The 16,840-nt window shown below is 63.3% G+C and carries 19 protein-coding genes; 5 read left to right on the forward strand and 14 right to left on the reverse strand.

Going from position 1 to position 16,840, the window contains the following annotated elements; all coding sequences use genetic code 11:
* Positions 1-700 precede the first annotated feature (700 nt).
* The 5 genes from AC0L2O_RS12390 to AC0L2O_RS12410 form a co-directional block, all read right to left on the reverse strand.
* A complete protein-coding gene (locus tag AC0L2O_RS12390; protein WP_473369909.1) occupies positions 701-1,105 on the reverse strand; it encodes a hypothetical protein in 405 nt (134 codons plus the stop codon).
* A gap of 16 nt (positions 1,106-1,121) precedes the next feature.
* On the reverse strand, positions 1,122-1,322 hold the full coding sequence (locus AC0L2O_RS12395; RefSeq protein WP_473369910.1) for a hypothetical protein: 201 nt from the start codon (positions 1,320-1,322) through the stop codon (positions 1,122-1,124).
* Between the two features lie 134 nt (positions 1,323-1,456).
* On the reverse strand, positions 1,457-2,560 hold the full coding sequence (dinB, locus tag AC0L2O_RS12400; RefSeq protein WP_473369911.1) for a DNA polymerase IV: 1,104 nt from the start codon (positions 2,558-2,560) through the stop codon (positions 1,457-1,459).
* Positions 2,557-3,282, reverse strand: coding sequence for an SOS response-associated peptidase (locus tag AC0L2O_RS12405; RefSeq protein WP_473369912.1), 726 nt, complete (start codon positions 3,280-3,282; stop codon positions 2,557-2,559). Before AC0L2O_RS12405 ends, dinB begins: the two co-directional genes overlap by 4 nt.
* A gap of 3 nt (positions 3,283-3,285) precedes the next feature.
* Entirely contained in the window at positions 3,286-3,735 is a 450-nt protein-coding gene (locus tag AC0L2O_RS12410; RefSeq protein ID WP_473369913.1) for a hypothetical protein, read from the reverse strand.
* A 591-nt stretch (positions 3,736-4,326) separates the two neighbouring features.
* On the opposite strand from AC0L2O_RS12410, the gene ku reads away from it, so the two are divergent.
* The 3 genes from ku to AC0L2O_RS12425 all read left to right on the forward strand — a co-directional run bounded on the left by ku (position 4,327) and on the right by AC0L2O_RS12425 (position 6,352).
* Complete coding sequence (gene ku, locus AC0L2O_RS12415; protein ID WP_473369914.1) at positions 4,327-5,250, forward strand: non-homologous end joining protein Ku; 924 nt, start codon at positions 4,327-4,329, stop codon at positions 5,248-5,250.
* Positions 5,251-5,317: 67 nt separating this feature from the next.
* A complete protein-coding gene (locus AC0L2O_RS12420) occupies positions 5,318-6,091 on the forward strand; it encodes an SDR family NAD(P)-dependent oxidoreductase (protein WP_473369915.1) in 774 nt (257 codons plus the stop codon).
* Positions 6,092-6,181: 90 nt separating this feature from the next.
* On the forward strand, positions 6,182-6,352 hold the full coding sequence (locus tag AC0L2O_RS12425; RefSeq protein ID WP_473369916.1) for a hypothetical protein: 171 nt from the start codon (positions 6,182-6,184) through the stop codon (positions 6,350-6,352).
* Here the strand turns inward: AC0L2O_RS12425 and AC0L2O_RS12430 are convergent.
* Both AC0L2O_RS12430 and AC0L2O_RS12435 read right to left on the reverse strand, forming a co-directional pair.
* Positions 6,349-6,618, reverse strand: a complete 270-nt coding sequence (locus tag AC0L2O_RS12430) for a hypothetical protein (RefSeq protein ID WP_473369917.1) — start codon at positions 6,616-6,618, stop codon at positions 6,349-6,351. The genes AC0L2O_RS12425 and AC0L2O_RS12430 overlap by 4 nt on opposite strands.
* A gap of 389 nt (positions 6,619-7,007) precedes the next feature.
* Positions 7,008-7,133 (reverse strand): hypothetical protein, encoded by a 126-nt coding sequence (locus tag AC0L2O_RS12435; protein ID WP_473369918.1) that lies wholly within the window; start codon positions 7,131-7,133, stop codon positions 7,008-7,010.
* 547 nt (positions 7,134-7,680) lie between these two features.
* On the opposite strand from AC0L2O_RS12435, the gene AC0L2O_RS12440 reads away from it, so the two are divergent.
* Positions 7,681-8,772: a hypothetical protein gene (locus tag AC0L2O_RS12440; RefSeq protein WP_473369919.1), complete on the forward strand. Its 1,092-nt coding sequence runs from the start codon at positions 7,681-7,683 to the stop codon at positions 8,770-8,772.
* Here the strand turns inward: AC0L2O_RS12440 and AC0L2O_RS12445 are convergent.
* The 5 genes from AC0L2O_RS12445 to AC0L2O_RS12465 form a co-directional block, all read right to left on the reverse strand.
* Positions 8,731-10,437, reverse strand: a complete 1,707-nt coding sequence (locus tag AC0L2O_RS12445; protein WP_473369920.1) for a response regulator — start codon at positions 10,435-10,437, stop codon at positions 8,731-8,733. The two genes, AC0L2O_RS12440 and AC0L2O_RS12445, sit on opposite strands and share 42 nt — an antisense overlap.
* Before the next feature lie 372 nt (positions 10,438-10,809).
* Positions 10,810-12,009, reverse strand: coding sequence for a cytochrome P450 (locus tag AC0L2O_RS12450; protein WP_473369921.1), 1,200 nt, complete (start codon positions 12,007-12,009; stop codon positions 10,810-10,812).
* A gap of 99 nt (positions 12,010-12,108) precedes the next feature.
* Positions 12,109-12,984 carry a lysophospholipase gene (locus AC0L2O_RS12455; RefSeq protein WP_473369922.1) on the reverse strand — a complete coding sequence of 292 codons (876 nt, stop codon included), beginning with the start codon at positions 12,982-12,984 and terminating at the stop codon, positions 12,109-12,111.
* A gap of 37 nt (positions 12,985-13,021) precedes the next feature.
* The gene (locus AC0L2O_RS12460; RefSeq protein WP_473369923.1) at positions 13,022-13,963 is read right to left on the reverse strand and encodes an alpha/beta fold hydrolase; all 942 of its coding nucleotides are present in this window, start codon (positions 13,961-13,963) and stop codon (positions 13,022-13,024) included.
* Between the two features lie 72 nt (positions 13,964-14,035).
* On the reverse strand, positions 14,036-14,575 hold the full coding sequence (locus AC0L2O_RS12465; protein WP_473369924.1) for an FMN-dependent NADH-azoreductase: 540 nt from the start codon (positions 14,573-14,575) through the stop codon (positions 14,036-14,038).
* A 170-nt stretch (positions 14,576-14,745) separates the two neighbouring features.
* On the opposite strand from AC0L2O_RS12465, the gene AC0L2O_RS12470 reads away from it, so the two are divergent.
* A complete protein-coding gene (locus tag AC0L2O_RS12470) occupies positions 14,746-15,669 on the forward strand; it encodes a LysR family transcriptional regulator (protein ID WP_473369925.1) in 924 nt (307 codons plus the stop codon).
* 5 nt (positions 15,670-15,674) lie between these two features.
* Here the strand turns inward: AC0L2O_RS12470 and AC0L2O_RS12475 are convergent, their stop codons facing one another.
* Together AC0L2O_RS12475 and AC0L2O_RS12480 are read right to left on the reverse strand one after the other, a co-directional pair.
* Positions 15,675-16,103 (reverse strand): Ohr family peroxiredoxin, encoded by a 429-nt coding sequence (locus AC0L2O_RS12475; RefSeq protein WP_473369926.1) that lies wholly within the window; start codon positions 16,101-16,103, stop codon positions 15,675-15,677.
* A gap of 28 nt (positions 16,104-16,131) precedes the next feature.
* On the reverse strand, positions 16,132-16,566 hold the full coding sequence (locus AC0L2O_RS12480) for a hypothetical protein (RefSeq protein ID WP_473369927.1): 435 nt from the start codon (positions 16,564-16,566) through the stop codon (positions 16,132-16,134).
* Between the last annotated feature and the right edge of the window lie 274 nt (positions 16,567-16,840).

Here is a 16,840-nt window from a genome sequence, read left to right on the forward strand (position 1 = left end):
CTGTGGACCTTATCCCGGGGTCCCGATTGGATGCCGATCACCCCGAAAACGGGGTCCTTATTCCATGCCGAAACACACAATACGCGCCATAGCGCTTGAGGATCCGCTCTGGGATCAACGGCACGCGAGCAAGCTGCACGAAGGAATGCTCGGGCGTTGTGGGGGCCTTGTCGAACTGGGGGGATGGATCTGGATTGTTCAATGGTCTCTCTCTTCGTGTTTGAGTGCGCGGTTTGCACGAGAGAGATTCAGTCGTGCCCCCAGCGAAATTGACTGGTAGTGCGGGCCTCGAAGAGAGCTCAGGTCACATTTTAGAATGTGAGCGGCGATAGCCGCGATCGAAAACGCGAGGCGAGGGAGAGGAGGGACGGGCACCGAACGACACTTCGGATTCGGCGGAGCGTCGCTTGGGTCCGGAGAGTGCGGTGTGGGGCCCAGCACTCTCTTGCTCGTTCCTTGCCCGTTCACAGATTAGAGGGAAGGCAGGGAAGGCAGGGAAGGCAGGGAAGGCAGGGAAGGCAGGGAAGGCAGGGCAGGCAGGATGGGCGATGGGCGATATAGCCGGCCGGCCGCGAATCGCGCATTCCGCGACAATTGAGACGAATGCGTTTCCCAGAACACCTAGCAAAAATGGCCGCTCGGCAGACTGACGCTTGAGCGGAGTGCGCCGAAATCGCCAATCTGAGCGCCGCCAGTATCTTTATGATGCATGCGCCCTGGCGCGTTCACGGGCTTCTTGGCGACGCTGACGACGTTCGCGCCGCCGCTTGGCCCGTTCAGCTAGTTGCGGCAAGGGCGGCACCGGCGCGCCGACTATTTCGACCGGAGCCGTCGCCGTCCCCGAGTCTTCGCTTCGGCGCGCCTCCATGGACTCGAGCACGGCTCGCCCTTTGACGGTAATCCTCCAGCCGCCATTTTGGCGCTCAACGAGACCGTCCGAAAAAATGTCCAGCCCGGGCACGCGCGCGGCCAGCCGCTTGGTGCGCTCGGCCCACTCCGGGCCGCTGGTGGCGAGGATGGCCATGTCGCGCTTGAGGTCCGCCATCACTGCGAATCCATCCGGGTAACTCACCAGGATCTTCAAGACTGTGACTTGGAAATTCACCCCGCACCTCGCCGGATCAACGCCACATGGTCGGTGGTTGGGCGAGGGCTTTCCGACCGATCTGCCGCAGCTCGTCCGGTGTCGCTTCGCCGGTCTTTGCGGCTTCGAGGATCTTGCAGGCGACGTGGGTGCGAGCGCCGGTCTCGTCGCGGGGTAGCTTTTCGCAGACCTCGTCGAGTACCGCTCGCAATAGAGCGGTTGTCGGTTGTTCAAACATGGGTACGCCCCTGGAAAGCCTTATCATATCGTAAGTCTTTCCATTTGGGGATTCACGAATTTTAACTAACGAGCTGCCGCGCTGCACACGACGGGCGCCTGCGCCGCTCCTGAAATCTGCTCGATACTCCCCTCTCAAATCGGCAGTCCGAGTTGTGGCTCCGCCTGCGCTTCGCCGTGGAACGAAGACAAGGAGATTCCAAGGAGCCGGATCGGCTTTGGAGCGGGCATCTCGTTCTGCAGCAAGGCGATCGATAACCGTTCGAGCTCGCTGCGGTTCGAGATTGGGAAGGGTGTGGACCTGCTCCGCGTGATGATTTCGAAGTCGTTGAACTTGATCTTCAGCGTAACGGTCCTCCCCCGCGCGCCCTTGTCCTCGCAATGCCGCCAGACCTTGTCGATCAGCGGCTGCAACTCGGCCGCCATCGCGTCGAAATCTGTAAGATCACTGGAGAACGTGCTCTCTGCGCCAACCGACTTCCGGATCCGGTTGGCGCGGACCTCGCGGTCGTCGACGCCCCTCGATATCCAGTAATAATACGCGCCGGCCTTGCCGAAACTAGCCTGCAAGAACGCGAGTGACTGGTTGCGCAGGTCGAGGCCAGTGTACAGGCCGAGAGCATTCATCTTCGCGCTGGTCGCCGGACCGATGCCGTGGAATTTCCCGACCGGCAGCCCCTCGACGAACGCCGGACCCATCTCCGGCGTGATCACGTATTGGCCGTTCGGCTTGCGGTGATCAGAGGCGAGTTTTGCCAGAAACTTGTTGTAGGAGATGCCGGCCGAGGCGTTGAGGCCGGTCACCTCCTTGATCTTTGCACGGATTGCCAGAGCGACATCGCGTGCCAGCGGAATTTCTTGCAGGTTCTCCGTGACGTCGAGGTAGGCCTCGTCGAGCGAGAGCGGTTCGATGATTGGCGTGTGCTCGGCGAAGATGTCCCGGATCTGCTGCGAGACCGCTTTGTAGACCTCGAAGCGCGGCTTCACGAAAATAAGATCCGGGCACTGCCGCTTCGCCGTCACGGACGGCATGGCCGACCGGACGCCGAACTTGCGGGCTTCGTAGCTCGCGGCTGCCACGACGCCGCGCTCGCGCGACCCGCCGACCGCGACCGGCTGGCCTCGGAGGTCCGGATTGTCACGTTGCTCCACCGATGCGTAGAAAGCGTCCATGTCGACGTGGATGATCTTGCGCTGGCGGGAAGGGGACCCGGCCCGGTCGTCGGGATCGCTGGTCACGTCGCCGCCCCAGCCGGATCCTCCTTGACGCCGCGGGCGACGATCCGGAGCGATCCGTCCCGTAACGGACGCTGCAGCTTCAACGCCTCGTCCGGGGAAGCGGTCATCCAGATCTCGACCTGTTCCGGCGTCGTCAGGATCACCGGCATCGCCTTGGGGTGGATGGCGCCGACCTCGGCGTTCGGCTCCGTCGTCAGGAAGGCGTAGAGATCATTGTTGGTCTCGCCCTCCTTGACCTTCCGGACCGAAGTCCAGTTCGTCCAGATGCCGGCGAAGCAGGCGAGGGGGCGGCTTTCGTCGAGCGCGAACCAGATGTCACCACCCTCGTCCTTGTTGAACTCGCTGAATGAGTTGAACGGCACGACGCAGCGGTTCTCGACGCCAAGCCACCGCGTCCAGTGTTTGCTCTTCACATTGCGGATGTTGGTTGTGCCGCCGTCCGGCTCAATTCGAAGCAGCTCCTTAAAGTTGACCGGCTTACCCTTGGCCTCCAATTTCTTGGCGCGCTTCTTCGTCGCCTCCATAAGCGCTTGCTGCGACGATGGCATTCCCCAGCGCGCGGTCGCAAGCTCGCGGCCCTCGGCACCGGCCCGTACGATCGGCGCCTTGTAATCCGGAAACACGCCGGGCATCGGCGCGAGATTGCCGACGTAGCGGTTGACCACCCGGAACAGTTCGCTGATGGCGGCCTGGTTCGTGGTGATTGAGTAGAGATTGCACATTGGTCAGGGTTCGGTTCGAGGATGGCGCGGTTGCGCCGCCAGCTGTAGCAGAGTCGCCGCTGGTTGCCGGCCCGCCGTGGCGCATTTGCGGCAGCGCAGTCGACTGGCGAGGTCGTGGACGAACGTGGTCGGCGGGTGCTTCATCGCCGCCAGATCGACATCACTCGCCGTCTTGCATCGGGCGCAGCGGATCTCAAGCCATGCGAAACCCGCATTGACGGCCTGGTCGATCGTCGGTGACGGATCGATCGGCTCGCCGTCCGCCCACATCCGTTCGTTCCAGCTTTCGCAGAGCAATCTGTCCGCCTGCCGAATTAACGCTTCGCCCTTTGCCCTGGTCTCTGCAGACTGCGCGGCCAGGATGTTGGTCATCGCGCGCGCCTTGCCGAGTTCCTTGTTCAGAGCCTTGCGAGCGCCCCCGGACAGGGGCGTCGGGTGATGTTTCGGCGCCATGCTGGCATCCAGGTTGCAAAACAGACGGGCGTGCGGCGGCAATCAGTCGTACGCGGGCCAGCAGCCATCCTCTTCCAAACGACCGGTCCGTTGTTGGCACGTGTCGTCGAGTAAGCGCTGTCCGACCTCCTTCCAGATCGCTTCGGGACCGGCCAACCGCACCGCGTCCGCCTTCTGGATCTCCACGGTGCGGCTACAACGGCGGCATGACACCCGCAGAACATGTTGCGGAATGTCGCACAGCCGAAGCGCCCGGACGGACGGCCTCGCTGGGCGGCCCTCCGTTGCGGCCTCGTCCAGGACGGACTGCCAGTATTCGGGCGGCATGTCATCGGCGGGACTTGGTGTGCGTTCCCGGCCCGTCTCTGCCGACGGCACTAGCTGCCATCTTCTCCATCTCTTTGCGGGTCGGCATGCGCCAGCTTGCGGGTCGGTTGCTCATGGTCAATTAGAACATATAGAGAACAAACGAGTCGAGTCCCCAAAGCAGGAAAGCGGGGAAATGATCCGGGACTTGGGCGCGGGTGTCGGAACCGTGCCGCCCCGTTCGTCTTGAGTCCGTGTCCCCGTACCCTGGAGCGTTGCGTAGCCATGGCCCCTCGCGCGAACTGGAAAGGCTTCCTCCGTCTGTCCCTCGTGACCTGTCCGGTCGCGCTCTACCCGGCGACTTCGGAGAGCGAGAAGATCTCGTTCAATCAGCTGAACCGGCAGACGGGCCACCGCATCAAGTACCTCAAGGTCGACGCCGACACGGGCGAGGAGGTCGCCAACGAGGACATCGTGAAGGGCTATGAGCTCGAGAAGGGGCAGTACATCGAGGTCTCCAAGGAGGAGCTCGAGGAGATCGCGCTGGAATCGACGCGCACCATCGAGATCGACGAGTTCGTCGACAGGACCGATATCGGCCCGCGCTATCTGATCCGCCCCTATTACATCCGTCCGGACGGAAAGGTCGGGCACGACGCGTTCGCTGTGATCCGCGAGACCATCCGCGAGATGGACAAGGTCGCGATCGGCCGCGTGGTGTTGACCAACCGCGAGCACATCATCGCGCTCGAGCCGATGGAAAAGGGCCTCGTCGGCACGCTGCTGCGCTATCCGTACGAGGTACGCAGCGAGCAGGAGTATTTCGACGAGATCCAGGACGTGAAGGTCACCAAGGACATGCTGGACCTCGCCAGGCACATCGTGAACCAGAAGGCGGGGCGGTTCGATCCGGAGAAGTTCGAGGACCACTATGAGACCGCGCTGATCGAACTCATCAACCAGAAGCGCGCCGGGAAGCCGATCACGCCGAAGGAGAAGCCAGCAGCCACCAACGTGGTCAATCTCATGGAGGCGCTGCGTCGGAGCGTCGGACAGGAGGCCGCGCCGGCGAAAGCGGGCAAGGTCGCCAAGAAGCCGCGAAAGGCTGCTGCGGGCCAGAAGGAAATGCTGATGCCGATCACCGGCAAGACCACGAAGGAGGCGGGGGCGAAGAAGGCGGCCGCCAAGCCGCAGCGAAAGTCCGCCTAGGCCATCGCGCCCGGCAGGACAGGGTGTGCTTCAGATTGCATTCAGAGAAGTTCGGCAGGAGCAGCGCATGGCGACCGTATTCATCACCGGCGGCACGGACGGGCTCGGTCGCGCAGCGGCCCAGTCGCTGCTTGATGCTGGTCATCGCGAGGTGCTGCACGCCCGATCGGCTGAACGTACGGCGCGCATTGGAGAACTCGCGTCGCGTGCCGCGGGAATCGCCGTCGGCGATCTCCGCGGTGCCGCCGAGACCAGGAGCATCGCGGACCAGGTCAACGCGATCGGGCGCATGGACGCGATCATTCACAACGCAGGAGTCTACACGGAGGCCAGCCGCGGCTCGACACCGGAGGGTCACGCGGGCGTCCTCGCGGTCAACACGATTGCGCCTTACATGCTGACGGGGCTGATCCAGCGACCCGCGCGCCTGATTTACCTCAGCAGCGGCTTGCATCGCGGCGGCGAGGGTTCGCTGCGTGATCTCGACTGGATGAAGCGGACCTGGGATCCGGCAAAGGCCTATGCAGAAAGCAAGCTGCAACTGGTTGCGTTGGCCTTCGCCGTGGCGCGACGCTGGCCGGAAGTGTTGAGCAACGCGGTCGATCCCGGCTGGGTGCGTACGCGAATGGGTGGGCCGGGAGCACCGGTAGACCTCGACACCGGGCAGCGGACCCAGACTTGGCTCGCCGTAAGCGAGGATCGGGCTGCAATGGTCAGCGGTCGCTACTGGCGCCACATGCGGCAGGAGCAGCCGGCCAGCGAAGCCGCCGATCCGGGATTCCAGGACCAACTCATCGCGAAACTAGGCGAACTGACGGGCGTCGCACTCCCCGAACATTAGAACCGGCTCCAACGGTCGCGTGCCGGCTCCGGATTTTTACGGCCGCATTGAGGCGTGATCGTTTACGATCCGAGATTATAATTCCGCGCGATGGATATCGAGTACGACCCCAAGCGCGAGGCCGTGGCAGCGATGAAGCTCGCCGCCGAAAGCGATGGTGCCGAACGTCAGAAATGGATCAGCGCTGCCCTGGCGTGGCACGAACTCACGCGCCAGCGGGCGCCTGCGCCCGAGGGCAGCAAGGCGAAAGAGCTGGTTTAGTTGAACTCGGAGGCGCACTCGGGGCAGGTATCTCCGATCGAGTCCAGCACCTCCACCACCGCAGCCATAGCTTCGTCGTGCGACGCTCCCGAGGGCGGATGTTGGCGCGCGATTTCGACGGCGCGCTGGCGCGCGTGCGGATCGGCGCGGTCCTGTATCCAGCAGTGTTCGTCGCATTCGCGGATAGCGCCGGTCTCCTGCAGAACAGAGATCGCCCAGCCGCGCAGTGTGCTGATCACCGGCCGCCTTTCCTTCATCATCAGCATAGAGATCACTCCCGCCGGACGAATCCTTCCGCCCCATCGCTCGTTCCAGGCAGGTACCACAGGGCAGGGATTCGAAATCGCAGACCGTCAGGCTTTTCCACCTGTTCCATATCCGGCGTGCATTCATGAGGCGGGGCAGGCTCAGCCGCGTCGCATTAACTGCCGGGGACCAAGTCGATTAGGCGTGTGATGAGCGGCGGTGTTCGCTAAGGGACGCGCTATTTTTTTCGCTCCAGACTACAATCTTTGAGTTTTGTTCGGCTGGCTTCCTACTGTCGGTTTATCAGCATCTAACGCAACGATCAGGAGCGCATGGCGCCAATTTTCGCCGGCTGCGCAGCGAATGTGCATGTCCCCCTAAGTGGCGCTGTCCTCGCCGGTAAACTTTCTCACTGGTTTCCGGCCCACACCGTCATTCCCGGCTGGATGCGCCGCGTTCCAAGCACGCGCTGCCACTCCGCCATGAAGGCGCCCCCGACGCCGAGCGGCGTGCCCTCGGGTGATGCGAGCCTCACCGCTGGGAGCCTCTGCAAGGGGTGTCGAGGCCGATGGGACAGGTGAGCAGGACCAGACTAGCGAACCTGACCCGCACTGCCCTGCCACCCTCGGCGAAACTCGACTGCTCGAATCATCTAATAGCTTTGAGTTTAATTCGATGGTCGGCACTGTGCACATTTCCGGGACGCGTCGGCGGCCGCTGCGATCGGCTTCGGAAGATGCGGCGATGCGCTGGGCCGTCATCTGCGCAATCTGACTACGGTCCGTTGCAACCGCTGTTCGTCGCGTTCCTGCTCCGTATCTGGGTGGCGCACTGGCGCTAGGGCCGCCTCAAATCGGCGCCGATTGCTTCGGAACGAACACAACACAGCGGGGTTGGTCGCCGATAATCGGAGCGCTCCGATGCACTTGGCCCGTCAGTCAAATGGACGGAGAACGATCTCCGCCGGAACCTTCGTGATCGCAGTCTTGGTCCTGATGGTCACTGTGCATTTCGCTACGCGTTCGGTGACGTGACGTGTTCGGGCGGGCCTCGCCTGCCGCCAGCGGTATTCCGTCATGATCTTGCGAATAATCGAGATCGCGGCGGGAATCGTCCTGGTCGCGTTCGCGCTTCGCGACGTGTTCGACACCGTGGTTGTCCCGGGCGAGAGCAGGGGCGCGTTGCGCGTGGCGCGGCGGCTCCTCGCCATCATGCTTCCGATTTGGAAGTGGGCTCGCCGCGGCAAGAGCGGTGTCTCGACCAGCTTCGCGCCGGCGATCCTGATGGGCTCCTTCCTGATTTGGATGGGGCTCCTGCTGTTTGGTTTCGGCCTGATAGCGCATGCACTGGGCGAGTGGTTCTCGCCCCCGGCGGACTTCCAGCAGGCGCTCTTCATCGTCGGTAGCGCCCTGTGCACGGTGGGATTGAGCGGCGTCGAGGCCCACGGTCCTGCTCGGTGGGTTCTCGTCTGCGCAGGGCTTTCAGGCCTCTCAGTTCTCACCATGGCGGTGACGTATCTGCTCGAAGTGCAGGAGGGCATCTCCCGCCGCGACGCTGGAATCCTGAAGCTCACCACGGCTGCGGGCGAGCCGCCCTCGGCCCTCGGATTGCTGGAGCGGTATGCGGACCTCGACTCTCCTGAGGAAATCAGGCGTATCCTCTATGGCGGGCGCGATTGGTGCGCTTCCGTGCTGCAGAGCCACGCTTCTCATCCCTCGCTGATCTATTTCAGGTCCGCCGCGGTGGGCGCCGGCTGGCCCGCCACGCTCGGCGCCATGATGGATCTCGCGCTCATATTCGAATTGCTGATCGACGACCCGGCGAGCCGGGCCCCGGCGGTCCTGCTTCGAAGCGAAGGGTTGCGTCTGATGAAAGAACTGAATGGAGTGGTCGGCCTTCAGCCGGCATGCGACGAGACCACTGCTGCGGCGGTGCCGCGGGTATGCGCCCGCTTGACGGCGGCCGGGTACAAGGTGCGTTCGTCGATCGACGCTGCGGAGCGCGGATCGGCGGCGAAAGCACGCGGGTCGTGTGCGAGCCGCTGCGGAGCATCTGGGCACGCTCACCTCGCCCCTGCTTCCGTGAAACGACACGACACCCCAAGCCGGCAGGTCTGGTCTCCCCCCAGTGGCTCACTCCGAACTGGCGAGCAGTTCTGCCAAAGCCGACTGTAGTTCCCCTACCTTGAATGGTTTATGCAGCATGCGCGAGTATCCGCTGTCCTGTACCGGACTGAGTGCCGCGGTTTCCGAATAGCCACTCGCAAAGATGATCGGCAGATCGGGACGGCTCCGTCTGGCCTGCATCGCCACCTCGGCACCGGTCATGCCCGGCATGGCGAAGTCCAGAATCATGGCGTGCGGAGCAGTTCTTTCCAGGGTCTGCAGAGCCGAAACACCATCCTCCGCGATCAGCGAGGAGTAACCCAGGCTTGCCAAGGAATCCGTCAGGAAGGCCCGCACGTCCGGATCGTCATCGACGATGAGCACCGTACCGGGAGAAGTCGTCGCGCCTTCCAGGGGATGCTCCGCGGCTCGCCGCGGCTGGATTTCTGTCCTGCGCAAGTAGAGCCGGACGGCGGTTCCTGCCCCTGGGGCACTCTCTATCCTGACGGCACCTCCTGATTGATGCAGGGTGGCATACACTTGGCTGAGCCCAAGCCCGGTGCCTTTGCCGACTTGCTTCGTCGTGAAGAACGGCTCGAAGGCATGCTCGGCGACTTCTGCGCTCATGCCGGTGCCGGAATCCTTCACTAACAGCTCGACATAGTCGCCGTCCTGTAGTTCCGGATCACTGGTGAGCCGGCACGGGCGCGCCGCGATGACGAGTTCGCCGCCGCGGGGCATGGCATCACGCGCGTTCAGGGCGAGATTGAGCACGGCCATCTCGAGCTGCATCTGATCGCCCTCGACGAAGACGCTCTCGGTGTGAAGATCCAAGCGAAGCTGGATCGCCGGGCCGATACTCCTGCGGAGCATGTCCGCAAATGCTGTGAGCGCGGTCGAGATGTCGATCGAGGTGATCTCGAGCTTTTGAGTCCTGGAGAAAGCCAGAAGCTGTCCCGCCAAGCGGGCGCCGCGATCCGCAGCCTTCAGGCCCGCGTCCGCCCAGCGCCCCACGCGGCCTGCGTCGTCAGGCTTACGCCGGATCAGATCGAGGTTGCCCGTAATTCCTTGGAGAAGGTTGTTGAAGTCGTGAGCTATTCCGCCGGTCAGCCGACCGACGGCCTCCATCTTCTGCGCCTGGCGGAGGGCGGCCTGGGCGCGCTCCAGTTCGCGGCTCCGAGCCAGGATCCGCTGCTCCAGCGTCTGGTTGAGCTCGCGCAATCGAGCTTCGCTCTCCCGCAGCGCCGTCTCGGCGCGCACGCGCTCGGTGGTCTCCGAGACGATGCACAGCACGCCGCCGATCCCGCCATCCCCGTCCGGAACCGCGGAGTAGGAAACGTCGAAATAGACGGTTTCGCCGAAGCCATGCCGCTCGATGTAGAAGGGCCGATCCTTGGCCGAAAACGTTTTCCCGGTGTCCCGCACGCTACGCAGCAGCGGCTCCAGATCGTCCCAAAGCTCGCTCCAGCTCTCCTCGGCCGGCCGCCCAAGGGCGCGGGGATGCTTGTCGCCGATCGTGGGGGCGTAGGCGTCATTGTAGAGGGCGACGAACTCTGGACCCCAGAACAGGACGATCTGAGCTTGCGCCCGAAGCAGCAGGCCGAGCGAGGTCCTGAGATCGGACGACCAGTCCTGAGGTCTTCCCAGCGGCGATCCAGACCAATCGTGGTCTTCAAGCAGTTGTGCGACCTGACTGCCCGGCGGAAAGGTCGACGTCTCGGAGGAGATCCCCATGATGCCCCGGTAAGCGTGCGAGCCGTGGCTCGAAGGAACTACGTTCGAAATGCAATCCTACAAAATGCTTTGGAGGACATTTCGTTCCCGGGGCGCTGCCCCGGGGCTCCGCTGGGCCAAACCCGACGCCCTCTGGCTTCTGCTCGCTGAGTGGCGCCAAGGAGGGGCGGCCATTCGGATCGGATCCTAGGCCTCCGCACGCCCGTATCCAGCCGTGCTCCTCCTCCGATCTGGTGCAGCACCGACCGGATCGGCAGCCGTCGGTCTGACTTCAGCATTGAATTCCGCCGCCCAGCCGAATCCTTGCGCTCCGTCCGTTCCAATGACAGGGCCGAAGTTGTGACTAGCAGCTTGAGCCTAGAACGATGATTTTCATTTCCGATGAATACGGACAGGTAAGGAGGAAAGGGCCCTCAACCCCGTGCTGTCCCGGAACGCGATCTCGCCTGTGATCTCCAGCCGACCGACACGAGCGGCCAGGGCCGAAAGAACCGCTTCCGCCTCGAGACGCGCGATCATCTGTCCGACGCATCCGTGGATGCCCGACCCGAATCCGATATGTCCCGAAACTCGACGCGTAATGTCCAGCTGATCGGCCCGCTCCCATCTCTCCGCGTCCCGATTTGCCGAGGCGACGAGGAGTAGAACCTTTTCATGCTTGGCGATGAGTACTCCGGCGATCTCCGTTTGGTGCGGGGTGGTGCGGAAGACGAATGGAGCAGGTGAATCGTATCGAAGCGTCTCGTCGAAGGCAGCGCGGGCGAGCGACGGGTTCTGGGCCAGAATAGCCCATTGGTCCGGTGCATTGGCCAGACTGTGCAGTGACATGCCGATCGCGCTGATGGTGGTATCCAATCCCGCGGAGAGCAGAGACCGCACCAAGAGACCAGCTTCGTCTTCGCTGATTTCTCCAGAATCGGCCGCTTCGTAGATCTGCGCGCCGAAGCTCCCAGGCCGCAGGGACTCGCGCCGGCACTTTGCCGTGACCCAGGGCAGTACGGCGGCAGCCTTGGACATCAGATCACGGAAATAGTCGTTCTCGGGACCGAAGCCCGCGAACACCATCGCCCCATAGGTCAGAAAGTGCTCTCGCCCCTCCTCGTTGATGCCTAGCGCATCAGGAAACACGCTGGTCGGAAAGACTTCCGCGATATCGCGCACGCCGTCGAACGAGCCGGCCTCGATAAGCGGATCGATCAAGGCGGTCGCCTTGGTCTTGAAGTCGTCTGAAAGCTTGCGCATCACGCCCGGCGAGAGCACGCGGGCCAAAACGGTGCGGGTGCGGGTGTGGAGCGGTGGGTCGGCTTCCAAGATAATGCTCGGTGCCCGCCAAGGCGTTTGCTTGAAGTAGTTGGCGAGGCCGGCGCCACCGGCGCTGCTGAAATTCCTGGGATCATCGAGGATCGATTTGACCTCTGCGAAGCGCGGGACGGCCCAAACGTCGTATTTTGTGAGTCGGACGGCCGGACCGGTGGCCCGCAGCCTTTCGTAGATCTCATATGGATTGCGCCTCGTTTCCGAGGAGAACGGATCAAAATCACTCGATGGGGCTGTGCGAGCGGTGCTCGGCATGATGCTGTCTCCCTTGTCCTTTGTTCTATTGATCTGACTGAACCTGCCCGTACCCTGCGGCCAGCCGGAAAGGCCGGCGAGCCGCAGGGCTGCGAGTGCTTACGTCGATTTGACTGTCGGCAGGCGAGCCTCGATCCAACTCGCGATGTCCGCGACGACAGCATCTCGTCCGAGATCGTTGAGCGGGTCGTGGAAAGCGCCGTCGTAAAGCTTGAGCGTCTTGTCTTTCGAGCCGGCGGCTGCCTGGAACGACCGACTGCCGCTGGGCTTCGCCGCCCTGTCTTCGGTACCGTGCAGGATCAGAAGCGGGAGCTTGATGCGCGGAAACTCCCGTTTCAGCCGTTCGTCTGCGCGAATCAGTTCGGCCACTGTCTTTGCGGTCTCGCTCTCGCCCGCAATCAACGGGTCCCGGTTCATGCTCTCGACGACCTGCCGGTCCTGGGAGAAGTCTTCGTTCTTGAGCTTCAGCACGCGAAGGCGCGGAATCAGCCGGCCGATGAGCTTGAGGACCGAAAGCGCGAATGCCGGTGCCGGGAGTTCAAATGCGAAGCTTTCAGAGATCAGGCCTGCGAGTTCGGCCTGATGGTCGACGGCGTAGAGGGAAGCAATCACCCCGCCGGCGCTGTGCCCGAGCAGAAAAACGGGAAGCCCTCGTTCGCGGAATTTGACGGAGCGGACGAATGTGGCGAGGTCGGTGACGTAGTCGTCGAAGCGTTCGACGTGGAAGCGCTCGCCCTCCGACCTGCCGCGTCCGCGATGGTCGAGCGCGTAGACCGCGTAGCCTTCCGCCGTGAATTGGTCCGCCACCCAGGCGTACTGGCCGCTATGCGAGTTGAAGCCAGGGGCGATGACCACGACGGCTCTCGGTTTGCCGTCCGGCCGCCACGCTCGGCTGAAGATCTTGAGGCCTCCGACGCCTTCGAAGGTGGCCTCGGCCGTCTGAAGTGTAGAAACTATCGTCTTTGCGGTTTGCATGGTTCTTGTCCTGTCTATTGGCTGAGGTCGTCGCGCCCTACTTGTCCAGAAACGAGGTGATGATCGCGATGGCTTGGGCGGGCTGCTCTTCCATGATCCAGTGGCCCGAGTCCTTGATCACGCCGGAGCGTACGTCGGTGGCGGCGTAGCCGATCTCGGTTGCCAATTGGACGCCGTAGGAATGGTCGCCGCCGATGGCCAGCACCGGCATCGTCAGCTTGCCTTTCTCCAGGAGCTTGCGGTTGTCGATGGCGTCTTCCGCGAAGGCCACGAACTGGCCGCTGAAGGCGTCGTGGATCGCGAGCGGGCGGGCGTAGATGGCCGCGTAGTGATCGCGTGTCGCCTCGTCGATCGCGGCAGGGTTGGCGGACAGTTCGTTGTAGAACCGGTCGAGCAGGATGCGCTCGCGGCCGGCGACCAGGCGCTCGACGTCGGGCCCACGGAAATTGAAGTGCCACACCTTCGGGTTCTTCAACTGGTCGTCCCAATGTCCCAGACCGGGTAGGGGCGCGTCCATCACGACCCACTTGGTCGTGCGCGACGGGTACTGCGCGGCGAAGGCGTAGCCGACCATGTTGCCGATGTCGTGGGTGACGAGCGCGACGTCCTTGATGCCGAGACGGTCGAGGATCCCAGCGAGATCGCGACCCTGATCGACCTTGCGGTAGCCGCCTTCGGGATGGGAGGACAGGCCCATGCCGCGGAGGTCGGGCACGATCACCGTGTGGTCCTTCATGAGAACTTCGGCGAGCGGCACCCACATGTCGCCGGTGTCGCCGAAGCCGTGCAGCAACACCACGGCCGGCCCTGACCCGCCGACGCGCACGTACTGTGTGCCATCGCTGACAGGGACCTGCTTGCTGCTAAAGGCGGCAGGCCACGGCTTGATCTCGGATCGGGCGGGGGTTGCGATGAGCAGGCTTGTTGCCGCGAGAAGGATAGCCGCTGGGCGCGTCCAACTGATGGAATGCGAAGGCATGCAAGTTCTCCTGGAATGTCGGGCCGATTAGGCGGCGCGGCGCTGAACGGGGATCAGATTTTCGATCTCGGCTTAGGCGCGCGCCATGACGGAGGGCCGAGCATCGGGGGCCAGCGCCACGCCCTGCGCGTTGACGAAGGTCACATCGTCGATGCCGAGGAAGGCGAACAGGGTGCGCAGATACGGCTCCTGATGGTCGTAGCCGGCGTAGCGCTCGTCGAGCATCGAACTGCCGCGACCGGTGATCACGATGATCCGCTTGCCCCCGGCGAGGCCCTTCGGTCCCTGCGGGGAGTAGGCGAACGTCTCGCCCGCAACAGCGATGCGATCGATCCAGGCTTTGAGCTGACTGGAGATCGTCCAGTTGTACATCGGCGAACCGATCACGATGATATCGGCGGCCTTGAACTGCTCGAGAATGGGATCCGCGGCCTTGCCGCGGGCGGCGAACTCTGCGCCCGTCAGATCACCGATCGGATTGTTGCCGAGATCGAGGTGCTCGACCCGGGCTCCCGGGTTGGCGGCCACCAGGCGCTCGACGGCGAGGGCGGAAAGCGGGCGGGTGATGGAGTTGACGCCGAGAATGCTGGAATCGATGTGCAGGATGTTCATGACCGTTGCTCCTTGTTGGCAACGTTCAATTACTCCCAAGGCTCGCGGCTGATTATCCGCCGGAGCGGCACATCATTGTTGCCGATTTGCACGCAATGGCCGCGGGCCGGGGGTGATTTCAGGGGCTGCGTCCCCTAGGATGGCGGATCAAGACAGTTTTGGGGCCGCTTATGCCGCACATGCCGGATTTCGAAGCCTGGGCGATTTTTGCCAAAGTCGCCGAGCGCGGCTCGTTCAGTGAAGCCGCGCAAGAGCTCGGGCTGGCCAAGACCACCGTTTCCAAGGCGGTGACGCGGCTCGAGGAGCGGATGCAGACGACCTTGCTCCACCGCACGACGCGCTCGTTGTCGCTGACCGAGAGCGGACGGGTCTCGCTCGAGCGGGCCGCGCGGATTCTCGCCGATGGAGCGGCGGTCGAGGCCGAGATTCTGGAGGAGGCCGCGATTCCGCGCGGTCTGATACGATTGGCCTCCACATCCGCTTTCGGCGTGCAGCAACTGGCGCCGCTGTTGCCGGAGTTCGTGAAGACGTACCCGAAGGTGGAGATCGATCTCGAGATCACCGATCGGCGCATCGACCTGGTCGGAGAAGGAGTCGATCTGGTGTTGCGGGTCGGACCGGAGCCGGACTCCTCGCTCCGAATCAGCAAGCTCTTCGCTTTCCGAGTACCTGTGGTCGCATCCCCGGCCTATCTGGAGAAACATGGGCGGCCGGAGCACCCGACGGACCTGGCGCGTTTTCCGGCGCTGGTCTTCACCCACATCGTCGGCGCCGAAGTGTGGAATTTCCATCATGCGAAGGAAGGCGAGGTCACCGTTCACGTCGATGGCCCATTCCACGTCAACAACGGCATCGCTGCCATTCCCGCGTTGGTGGCGGGCCTGGGGATTACCGCGCTTCCAGAGGCGTATGTGCTAAAGGAATTGAAGGACGGGCGACTTGAGGAGGTTCTGAAGGACTGGCCCGTGACGCCGGCGGCCGTTCACGTCGTCACCCCGCCCGGCCGCGCGCGGCCGGCACGGGTCAGAGCGCTGATCGAGTTTTTGCGCCGGCACTTCGCGGCGCAGCCTTGGGCACAAGGTATCGAGACCTGAGCGGCTCAGCTTATCCTGAGCCGGACGTCAACTCCGGTTGTGATCGCATTCGAGTAGGGACAGGCCTGATGCGCGCCCTGGACGATGCGCTCGGCCGCGGAACGATCGAGACCGGGCAAGTCCACGGCAAGCGCCACCTGCAGACGCAGTAGGGGATCGTCTTCGTCTTCGCGTGCAGCAAGCCCGACTGTAGCCGTCACGTTGGCGTCCTCCGCGATCTCCGATCCTTCATTCGCGGCGGCCTGTTTGATGGCGGAGAGGAAGCAAGCCGCGTAGGCGGCGGCGAACAACTGCTCTGGGTTCGTGCCTTCGCCCCCGTCGCCTCCGAGTGCCGGCGGCACTGCGAGCCGAACCCGCAGCTCGCCGCCTGAGCTTGCCGCGAGGCCAGAGCGGCCTCCAATCGCCGTCGCCTCCGTCTCATACAGAACTTTCATGTCGATTCTCTCTGTTGATACGCTTCCATCAGGAAACGATGATCGAGATGATTCCGATCGCGGTGATCGCGATCAGAACCGCGACGGGGATCAAGAGGATCTGAATGATCGCCTCATGCCCGCCGACATGGCCGGTCCAGGTCTCGAGCCCATCTCTCAGAAAGCGCTTGAGGTCGATATCGCCGCTTCGACTTTCGGTGCGGAAGAACATCACCGGTACAGCCAGATAGACAGTGAAGTAAACTCCGCTTATCGCCACCATCAAACCGGCCTCGGTATCGCGCGCGAACAACAACAAGAATGCCGCCATGATCAGGGCGTAGACTCCGAGGATCATAATGCCGACGGCGCCGGGCACGTCGGGCGCGGCGGCCTCGCCCATGATAGCGGCGCGAACCGGCACTTCGCGGGGATGGACGATCGGTATGACTTCAGTCTCAAACCCCTTGTGCAGAGCGAACATGGGCTTTCTCCTGTAGTGACCGCAGCACCGGCGGCTATTCGGTGAGACGGATGATCCTCATCCGTGGTGTCCTCCGCAGTGACGGACCGATGTCCGTTGCGGATGTTGGCTTATGCTTATGTTAGGTTCGCAGGGGCTCGCTGATAATCGGGCACCGGAGCACCTCACTGATGCTGGAATTGCGTCAATCTCTGAAGCGAAGCATGAGGGTTGGCCGCCGGCACGCGAACGAGGGAGTTGCGCCGCACGCTCGGCCCTATCATTAACCCAACAC

It is taken from the genome of Bradyrhizobium sp. Kon10 (assembly GCF_055807395.1).